The organism is Streptomyces sp. P5F9, from assembly GCF_057961495.1.
The window spans coordinates 18,297-27,828 of record NZ_JBXVPZ010000083.1 but is presented as its reverse complement, the minus strand read 5'-3'; the positions used below and the strand labels follow the sequence as shown (position 1 = coordinate 27,828).

General features: G+C 69.0%; 7 protein-coding genes. 3 read left to right on the top strand and 4 right to left on the bottom strand.

What is annotated here, in order from left to right:
- Positions 1 to 218 precede the first annotated feature (218 nt).
- Both AC31A1_RS16395 and AC31A1_RS16390 read right to left on the bottom strand, forming a co-directional pair.
- Positions 219 to 1,001, bottom strand: coding sequence for a polysaccharide deacetylase family protein (locus AC31A1_RS16395; protein WP_489654020.1), 783 nt, complete (start codon positions 999 to 1,001; stop codon positions 219 to 221).
- Between the two features lie 290 nt (positions 1,002 to 1,291).
- Positions 1,292 to 1,774, bottom strand: a complete 483-nt coding sequence (locus AC31A1_RS16390; RefSeq protein ID WP_489654019.1) for a GNAT family N-acetyltransferase — start codon at positions 1,772 to 1,774, stop codon at positions 1,292 to 1,294.
- Between the two features lie 263 nt (positions 1,775 to 2,037).
- On the opposite strand from AC31A1_RS16390, the gene AC31A1_RS16385 reads away from it, so the two are divergent.
- Positions 2,038 to 4,512, top strand: a complete 2,475-nt coding sequence (locus AC31A1_RS16385) for an NB-ARC domain-containing protein (protein WP_489654018.1) — start codon at positions 2,038 to 2,040, stop codon at positions 4,510 to 4,512.
- Between the two features lie 25 nt (positions 4,513 to 4,537).
- Here AC31A1_RS16385 and AC31A1_RS16380 read toward each other — a convergent pair whose 3' ends face one another.
- Together AC31A1_RS16380 and AC31A1_RS16375 are read right to left on the bottom strand one after the other, a co-directional pair.
- Positions 4,538 to 6,223 carry a hypothetical protein gene (locus AC31A1_RS16380; RefSeq protein WP_489654017.1) on the bottom strand — a complete coding sequence of 562 codons (1,686 nt, stop codon included), beginning with the start codon at positions 6,221 to 6,223 and terminating at the stop codon, positions 4,538 to 4,540.
- A gap of 505 nt (positions 6,224 to 6,728) precedes the next feature.
- The gene (locus AC31A1_RS16375; RefSeq protein WP_489654016.1) at positions 6,729 to 7,085 is read right to left on the bottom strand and encodes a MerR family transcriptional regulator; all 357 of its coding nucleotides are present in this window, start codon (positions 7,083 to 7,085) and stop codon (positions 6,729 to 6,731) included.
- 383 nt (positions 7,086 to 7,468) lie between these two features.
- Between AC31A1_RS16375 and AC31A1_RS16370 the strand changes: the two genes are divergently transcribed.
- Positions 7,469 to 8,377, top strand: coding sequence for an NADP-dependent oxidoreductase (locus AC31A1_RS16370; RefSeq protein WP_489654015.1), 909 nt, complete (start codon positions 7,469 to 7,471; stop codon positions 8,375 to 8,377).
- A gap of 288 nt (positions 8,378 to 8,665) precedes the next feature.
- Positions 8,666 to 9,448 carry a DUF899 family protein gene (locus tag AC31A1_RS16365; protein WP_489654014.1) on the top strand — a complete coding sequence of 261 codons (783 nt, stop codon included), beginning with the start codon at positions 8,666 to 8,668 and terminating at the stop codon, positions 9,446 to 9,448.
- Positions 9,449 to 9,532 lie beyond the last annotated feature (84 nt).

Genomic DNA, 9,532 nt, shown 5'->3' with positions numbered 1-9,532 from the left:
GCGGAGGGGCGCAGCACGGTTGAACAGGTTCATGTGTCACGTAGTTACTGCACGCCTGAAATCGCCGCAAGCCTTCATCGGGAACCGACAGCAGCGCGAATCGTCACTGACACGGTTAAATACCGTCACCTCGCGGGGCCGTTACACATTTTCCACACATACTCGTCACCTGAAAAACAGCGAACGCCAATTCAGCGCACTGTTCGCCCCGCCACCGTTCAGCGCACGGGGAATCCGAACGAATAACCCTGCTGCTTCAGCCACGGCAGGATCTCTCGCAGTGCGGCCACGGTCTCCGAGCGGTCGCCGCCGGCGTCGTGGAACAGGATCGTCGGCCCGTTGGGCAGTTCGCTCTTGACGGTGGCGATGATGGCGTCCGTACCCGGGAGTTCGAAGTCCTTGGAGTCGACGTTCCAGCCCAGCGGGCGCATCCCCTGCGAGGCGGCGAGGTGCCGGCTGTACGGCGTGAAGGCGCCGCCCGGCGCACGGTAGTACTGCGGTCGCACGCCCCCCGACGCCTTGGTGATCATGCTCGCGGCGTTCAGGATCTCCTGCGACTGGTACGACTCGGACTTCTTGTCCATCGTCGTGTCGTGCGACACCGTGTGGTCGCACAGCCGGTGCCCGGCCGCCACGACCGCCTTGACCAGATCGGGGTGGGCCTCGGCCTCGGGGCCGATCATGCAGAAGGTGGCCTTCACCCCGTACTCCTTGAGTACTTGGAGCACCTGCGGCGTCCAGGTCGGGTCCGGGCCGTCGTCGATGGTGATGTTGACGCCCCGCGCGCCCTTGTCGGAGGCGTGCACGATCTCCTCCGACACGGTGGCCCGGGCGGGGGCCGAACTGGCCGCGGAGGGACGCCCGGAGCCGCCCCCGGCGCCCTGCGCGTCGACGACACCGGCCTGCGCGGTCCACACCGACGTTGCCGCCGCCACCGTGGTCACCCCGACCGCCGCCGCGAGTACCCGCCCGTACCAACCCCGCCCGCCGTGCCGCGCCATGTCAGCCTGCCCTTGTCCTGGTTGATCGACTCCGTGCACCCGTCAGGACGGCGTAAAGGCGGTGGAGGATCCGCCTGTTACGGATCACGGACAAATTCGCGGGAGTTCCGAGACGCAGACTCAACGAGCGAACACCGCAGAGGTGTCGCCACCGCAGTGGGTACCACAACTACTCACACCCGGGCGCCGAGTCCTACCGCCTGGCCAAGACCAAAGCTCGGGCCCGGAAGACTCATACGAGTTGACGGCCGCCGCACGGTCGTGCGGCGGCCGACGCCGTGGTGCAACGGCTACAACGTCACTTCCAAGGTCACTGACTTGGAAGCGAAACCGTTGCGCTCATAGAACCGGATCGCCTCGGTGTTGCTCGCATACGCCGTCACCTCCGCCAGGTGTGCTCCCTTTTCCTTCGCCCAGGCCCTGAACTCCCCGATCAGGCGCCCGCCGATCTGCCCTCGGCGATATGCGGGCTGCACATACATGCTCACCAGCGAGGCGACCCTCACCGGCTTCATCGCAGACGCCTCGGTCACCACGCCCGTGAGGTGGCCCACGACCTCGCCGTCTCGTTCCGCGACGAGAAGTAACCGGCTGGGATCCCCTACGCCGGCAGAGAAACGCTGAGGCCCGTGCTCGCGCGGCCAGTTGACGTTGATGCTCGGGTCACGGGTCCCGGCGTCCTCCGCGAACAAGGCACGACTGCAGGCCACAAGACCGTCGACATCCGCATGCTCCGCCTTGCGGACAATCACTTCAGGTCGTTGATCATTCATGGGCCGAGACGCTATCGACTCCCACTGACAGCCTGCTCAGTTCCTCAAGTGGTCCCGGAACATGTCCCGAAGGCGGCTGTTCGGTGGCAAACTCCGCACCTCTGGAGGAGCAGGTGGACGCGGCGTATACAGCGAGCCTGACTGTCCAAGTGCCCAAGATCTCTCTACGGTTGGGTCCGACTGGCCTGTGGGGCTGGATGGGTGAAGGGGGCTGTGTGGAAGCCGAGTTGGCCGCTCTTGCTGCGTCGGGGGCGACGACGCTCGTGGGTTTGATCGTTTCGGAGTCGTGGGAGCGGGCCAAGGGCGGTGTGGTCCGGTTCTTCGGGCGACGCGCTTCGGGTGAGCCTGCGGAGGACGAACTGCGAGCAGAGCGTGAGGAGTTGGACAGGGCGCGGTCGGCAGGAGACAGCCAGGCCCAGGAACGAGTCCACGAGCGTCTGCGGCAGCGGCTGGAGGGAATCTTCCAGGTGGATCCCCGTGCGGCGGAGGAACTGGCACAACTGCTGTCTGCGCTGGCGCCGGAGGCATCACGGACCTTCGTCAACATGGTCAGCGGTGGAGTGAACTACGGCCCGGCCTTCCAGGGCTCGCACATTCACGGCGGTGTCGCCTTCTACGTCCAATCGGCACCGGCATCCGCAGCCGGCCTTCCCGCCAGACCTGACCAAGTCCCCGTCGTGACCGTACCGTTCAGCAATCGGACGGCTGAACTCGCGGCTTTGGACGAGACACTCGGCAGGCCGGCGGACAACTCCGCGGCTGTCGGTGTCGACGTACTGCACGGACTTCCTGGTGTCGGCAAGACAGCCATGGCCTGGCGATGGGCGGCGCGGGCCCGCGAACGCTTTCCGGACGGGCAGCTGTACGTGGATTTCGCCGCCTTGCGCGATCAGGTCACGCCGATGACCGGTCCCGGCGGGGACGTCTCCGAGGCCTTGGCGATGTGCCTGAGGTCGCTGCCGGGAGGTGACCTCGGCATGCCGGATTCCCTTGCTGAGCGGACCAACCTGTTCCGGTCGCGTACGGCCGACCTGCGTCTCCTGCTCGTCCTTGATGACGTCAACCAGCCTGGACAGGTCCGTGCGCTGATCCCCAAAGGGCCGGGCAGCGCGGTCCTGGCCACGAGCCAGGGGAGGCTCGGAGAACTGGCCGCCCACGATGGTGCCCGGTTGATCTCCGTCAAACCGCTGGACGCGCACGGCGGGATCGAGCTGTTGAAGGACCGGTGCGGCGCGGCGGCGGTCGAGGCCGAACAGGAGGCCGCGAAACGCCTGGTGGAGCTGTGCGGCGGTCTGCCGGTGGCCCTGCAGGTCGTGGTGGCGCGTCTGGCCACCGATGACGGCCTCAGCATGGCGGATCTTGCCGTTGAACTCGACGAAGAGGCTGGAAGACTGGCAGGGATGGCATTGGACGGAGAGGAGTCCTCGGTGTCCGCCGTACTGGGTCCCTCCTATCGGCTGCTGCCGTCCGACGCCGCCCGCTTCTACCGGCTGCTCGGATGGCTGCCGTTCGGCACCTTCGACGCAGGCGTGGCCGCGGTCGCCGCCGATGTCACCACGGGGAGCTCGAAGCGCCTGTTGCGCGTCCTGGCGAAGGAGAGCCTGCTGGAGGCCGTGGGCGACGGCCGGTACCGCATGCACGAACTGGTCCGTCTGCACGCCCAGGAACGTGCGGTCGAGGAGGAGCCGGAGACCGAGCGGGCGGCCCTGACGGAGCGGGTGGGCAGGCACTATCTCGTGCTGACCGCGTTCGCCGACCGGGCGCTCAGGAAGGAGCGGCTACGGATCGCCGAACTGGCAGACCTCCTGGGAGAGGCAGCCGATCCCTTCGCCACGGCCGGCGGGCCACCCCCACTGGAGTGGCTGGACACCGAACGTGCCGCCATCCTCGCGGTACTGCGCACGGCTGTCCGGTACGGACTGGACACCCTGGCCTGGCAATTGGCTGAGGCTTTCTCGGTGCTGTTCCTCTACCACCGTTACCTCGGGGCGTGGCGGGAATCGCTGGTACTGGGCATCGAGGGCGCCGCTGCGGCGGCGGCCTCGGCGGATTCGCCAAGGGAGATGACGGACGCCATGGCGGGCGAGGCCCGGCTGCGCAGCCTGCTGTCGCGCCCGTTGCTCGACCTCGGCGAGAACGACCGCGCGGGAGAACAACTGGAACGGGCCGTCGCCCTCGCCGAGGCGACCGATCGCCTGGACCTGCGTGCCTCTGTTCAGGAGTTCCTCGGCCGGTACCTGGACGTCGTCGACCCGTCCGAGGCCGTCGGGGCCTACCGGCGCTCCCTCGAACTCAACGAGCAGGCCGGGGAGACCCGCGGAGCCGCCCTTGCCACCTTCTTCCTCGGGTGTGCTCTCGACACCCGAGGCGATCACGCGGAGGCCATGGACCTGCTGCGTCGGGCACTGCGGGATCTGGAGAGCCGCAGGGAGCCCGATCGCCGGATGGCCGCCCGGGTGAGGGCCGCCATCGGCGTCGTACACGAACATCTGGGCGAGACCGAGGAAGCGATCCGTGAACTGCAAGGGGCGATCGAGGCCCTGGGGGCGGAAGCGAAAGGGATGCAGTACGAGGCACAGGCCCTGGAGCGGCTCGCCGACATCGCGCAGCGGGCGGGTGGCCGTGCGGAGTTGGTGCGTGAGTCCCTGAGGAGGGCCGCCGACATCCACGAGGCGCTCGGCAACCACTCCAGGGCGGCGGAGGCGCGGCGGCGGTTGGAGGACCTCGACGACGACTGAGCCGGTTCCTCGGGCGGGCAGGGCGTCATGCGGCCGGCGGGGTGGCGCGAAGCCTCAGGAGGACGTCCTCGTTCCGCATCTCACCGATCCGCAGCGTCACTTGGGCGTCATCCAACGGAAGCCCTGTGCGCAGGCAGGCGTAGACGACCGCGGTCGACAAGCCCGGATCCAGTACCGGACCGGTGACGGTGACTTCCACGACGCGGCTGTCCCTGAGCCCGACCAGACAGGCGCCCCCACGCACGGCTGACGCCGCGAGAAGGCTTCCGGGCCGCTGGGCGAGCGTGTCCTCGATCCAGCGCAGCGCTCCGACCGAAGTGGGCGCGGGGTGCTGCCGGACAAGTACCGAGGCGCTCTCGGCCAGCCGGTGGTCACGTTCGTCGTCTGCGCAGGCCAGGTGCGTGAAGCGGGTGGGGGAGTCCAGGCGGGTCGTGACGTACGCGGCGACGGCCGCCGGAACGCGGTGCACGGTGACGGTCGGCGCCGCGCTGTCCCCGGTGACGTCAGTGGTGACCTGCCACGAGGTGACCGGCACGGCGGGCGGATCCGGGATCGGCAGTACCAGAGGGGCCGGCGGTGGAGAGGACGGCTCCGGGAGTTTCAACAGGTGGTAGAAGGCGGCGCGGAGCCGGGCCAGGGCATGTCCCGGCTCGGCGAAGGCCTGCGCCGCGATCGCCGCGTACCGCTGGGGCGTGTGCTCGCCTACGACATCGTCCACTTGCCGGCGCAGGTCCCCGCGTGTGTCGAGCCGCGGCGCGACGGCCGACAGAGCATGGACGGCTGTCCCAGGGACCGCGTCACCTCCGAACGCGGCCAGGAGCACTGGTGTACCGGCCGCCGCGCCGTACAGCGTCACCGAGCCGTGGTCGCCTACCAGGACGTCCGCGGCGACGAGTGCGGGCCGCCATGCGTGGACGGCCGGCATCAGCAGCAGTCCCGCGTCCAGCGCGGCGGCCTGCAGGGTGTGGATCTGCCAGGCACCGTGGGCCGACCACACATTGGGGTGGATGATCGCGCCAACCCGGTACTCGTCACAGGGGAATTGGGCAAGGAGACGGGGGATCAGGTCCGGGTGGCTGCCCAGCAGTGAGGTGCGCCTCCAGGTCGAACTGACCATGACCAGACGCTGATGCTCCGCGACGCCCAGCGCCTCTCGATAGGCGTTCCTGCGCGATCGGCTGCCGACAAGCTCGTCGAAGCACGGGTCGCCCACCAGGAGCGTGCGCCCAGCTGCCTTCGGGTGGGTGGCGAGCAGTTGCTCCTCCTGCGACGGATGCGAGATCGCCAGCCAGGCGCGTCCCGTCTCCAGCAGGGAGTCCGGTACGACTCCGGAAAGCCGCTCGTGCGGACTCCGGGAATCCGGCACGCGCTTCTGGAAACCGATGCCGTGCGGCAGCACCAGTACTGGGCAGTCGCCTTCCGGCACGTCGATGTTCTCGCTGGCGGACAGGATGAGGTCGGGGGCGACGTGCGCCAGCTGCTCCCAGGGGGCGACCCGGCAGCCTGCGGCGTGGAGGAGGTCGAGGACGCCGTCGTTGAACGCGGAGGTGGGATCGAAGGCGAAGACGACGGTCACGCGAGTGTCGTCGCGCAGGAGGGCCGGCAGTGTTTCGAGGACCCGTACGGTCGAGGTGACGGTACGGGCGGCGACGACAAGAGTGCGCTCGCCGTGGAAGGTACTCCAGCGGTGGGCGTCGTGCCCTACGGGCACGCGAAGTGGTTGGCTACCGAACAAGGCGGCCGCCTCTAACAAACCTGTTCCTCCACCCGATCAGCGGCTCGCGGCTCGCGGCTCGCGGCTCGCGGCTCGCGGCTCGCGGCTCGCGGTGATGGTGCTCTATCGCATTTCAATCTGGTTGACAATCTTTCGGGATGTTGCGCGACGGGCGGCCAGGTGAACTCGTACACGGTAGTCATATCGCCGGAGGGATAGGGCGTTGGAGGTCGGTGGCCCAAAGGGTCGTCCGCCACTTGCCGGGCGCTAACGGGATCGCCAGGTTGTCCTGCGGGGGATTGCCCTATGCGTCTACCGTGCCGACCTCTGGTCGGGGTGGTGCGGGCAGCACGGAACGGCGTTGCCGACCGAACTCGGCCATCCTTTTATCCAGTTATCCAGTGCTGTCAAGTGTCTCTACAAGTCGACGGGTTGAAGCGATGCAAGGCAAGTTAGGCATGTGCGAGTGGGCTTCGCGCGGCCGATACCGTGGACGCGTTGATCAGTCCTGCGCCACGTTCGCCGCGGTCACATTCTCGATCACGCGGCCGAGTTTGGTCTTGGCCCGGGTCAGGTCCTGGATGCGTGCGGCGATGCGGTCGCGTTCGATGATGAGCTGGTCGAGCATGGCGGGGGTCGCGATGCCGGTGCTCACGCACGGCAGGAGTTCGACGACGGTACGGCTGGAGAGGCCGGCCGCGAAGAGGTCCTGGATGAGCTGGACCCGCTCCAGGGCTTCGTCGGGATAGTCACGCTGGCCGCCGGGCGTCCGGGCCGATTCCAGGAGCCGCTGTTCCTCGTAGTAGCGCAGGGCTCGCACGCTGACCCCTGACCGCCTGGCGAGCTGTCCGATGCGCATGACGCAGGGCACTCCCTTCCCGCTCGTACCTCACGTTTACGTCAGGTTCAGGCTAGCAATACCGGCTCCGGGGGCAGCCCTGGGGGCCGATCGAACCGTTGCCGGCGACGAGATTGATCACCGCCCCGTGGCGGACCCGAGGGCGTTCACGCGGTTCACGTACGCACGGCAACCCTCGCGGTGTGATCCGCCGTAGTGGCGCAGGCCCCCCACGCTCGCCCCCGCCCGCTCGGCAACCTCGCCCATCCACGCCTGCCCTCCTCCGGCCGGGCGGCAGTTGTGGGCTTGCACCTCACGTCAACGTCAGGTTCTAGGGTGAAGAGCGTCGGATGAACACGTCATTCCGGCCCGTCAAAGTCCCCGTCAAAGTAAGGCAGACCATCATGCGCGCAGCCCGGTTCCACGAATACGGCGGAGCGGAGAGCCTGGTGATCGAGCAGGCCCTCGACCCCCGCCCCGGACCCGGTGAGATTCGTGTCCGCGTCGCGGCGGCCAGCGTCAACCCCATCGACTGGAAGCTGCGCTCCGGCGCCCTGCACCAGATCTTCCCCCTGGATCTGCCCGCCATCCCGGGGCGCGACGGCGCCGGTGTGGTCGACGAGATCGGCGACGGGGTGCAGGGGGTGAGCATCGGCGACCGGGTCTTCGGGCTGGGCGGCGTCACCGGCGCGACCGCGGAGCTGCTCATCCTTTCGGCCTGGGCGCACACCCCCGCCACGTGGAACGACGAGCAGGCCGCGGGAGCCGGCCTCGCGTCCGTGACCGCGATGCGCGGGCTCGACGCGCTCGGCCCCCTCGCGGGGCGCACCCTCCTCGTCGAGGGCGCCGCCGGAGGCGTGGGCAGCGCGGCGGTCGAGATCGCCGTGGCGCGAGGTGCCGGCACCGTGATCGGGACAGCCGGCGAACGCAACCACGAGTTCCTCACCTCTCTCGGCGCCGTTGCCACCACCTACGGCCCCGGCCTCGCACAGCGCCTCACCACCCTCGCTCCGCACGGCGTCGACATCGTGCTCGACACCGCGGCCTCCGGATCGCTGGACGACCTCGTCGCGATCGCGGGCGACCCGAAGCGCGTCGCGACGGTCGCCGACCAGGCGGGCGGGCAGCGCCTGGGCACGCATGTGGCCCATGCGGTGAACGACTCAACTCTCCTGTCCGCGGCGGCGGAACTGGGCGGGCAGGGCCGCTACACACCCCGTATCGAACAGGCCTACCCCCTGGAGCGGATCGCCGACGCCCACGCGCACGCCGAGCGCGGACGCACCCGAGGAAAGATCGTGATCTGCATCTGAACAGGCCGATCTGTATCTGAACAGCCTGCTGACGGGTCGGTGACGTGTCGCGGACTGTGCCGGTGAGCGGAACAGCGGGGTGTGCTCATGTGTGGTGAGCGGAAGAGCGGAGTGTGCCCATGTGTGGTGCCGACATATGTGGTGCCGCCACACGTGGGCACCCGGGGCGGACGCCCTGCCCGTCGCGATGAGTTTCGGCCGCTCCCGGAGTCTGATCCGGTGAGCGCCGTAGTACGTCGTACGACGCTGCCCGGAACGACTCCGAAACGACGCACCACGGAGGACCCCATGACGACCACACCCGGCACCGCGAGCAGTGAACTCCCCGGCAAGCCGCCCGTCGTAGACATCGCCACCTGGAACGCGGCGCGCGACGAACTGCTGATCCGGGAGAAGGCGCACACCCGTGAGGGGGACGCGATCGCCGCGGCCCGGCGGCGGCTGCCGATGGTCGAGCTCGACGGGAAGGTCGAAGTCGCCGGTGCCGACGGACCGGTCTCGTTCCTCGACCTGTTCCAGGGGCGCGACGAACTAGTGGTGTACCAGCACATGTGGCACGACCACGCACCGCACCAGGGCCAGTGCGAGGGCTGCACCACCACGGCCTGGCACATGAAGGACGCGGTCTACCTCAACGCCCGGGGCGTCTCGTACGCCGTCCTGACCGCGGGCGCGTGGGACGAGGTGGCTCCGTACGTCGAGTTCATGGGCTACACCGAGCCCTGGTACTCGGTGCGGGGCCTGGACGCGCCGATCGGCGGCGGGATGGGGCACATCCTCGCCTTCCTGCGCGACGGCGACCGTGTGTTCCTCACCTACTCCACGACGGGCCGCGGCAACGAGCCCGTCAACGGCTCCCTCGCCCTGCTCGACATGACGCCCTACGGCCGCGGCGAGGCGTGGCAGGACAACCCCGAGGGCTACCCGCCCGGCCGCGACGCCTGCTGGTACTGGCGCTCGGACGCCGAGGGGAACGCCACCTGGGGCGGGACCAGCCGTCCCGTGCCGCAGTGGATCCGCCCCGGCGCGACCCCCGTGGAGACCCTGGGCCGCCACGGCGACTGCCACTGACAGGGAGCGGTCCGCCCCGGGCCCGCTCTTGACGCCGCTGACCACCCCGCCTAGCCTCGGCTGAACACGTCTAGACAGGTAGGT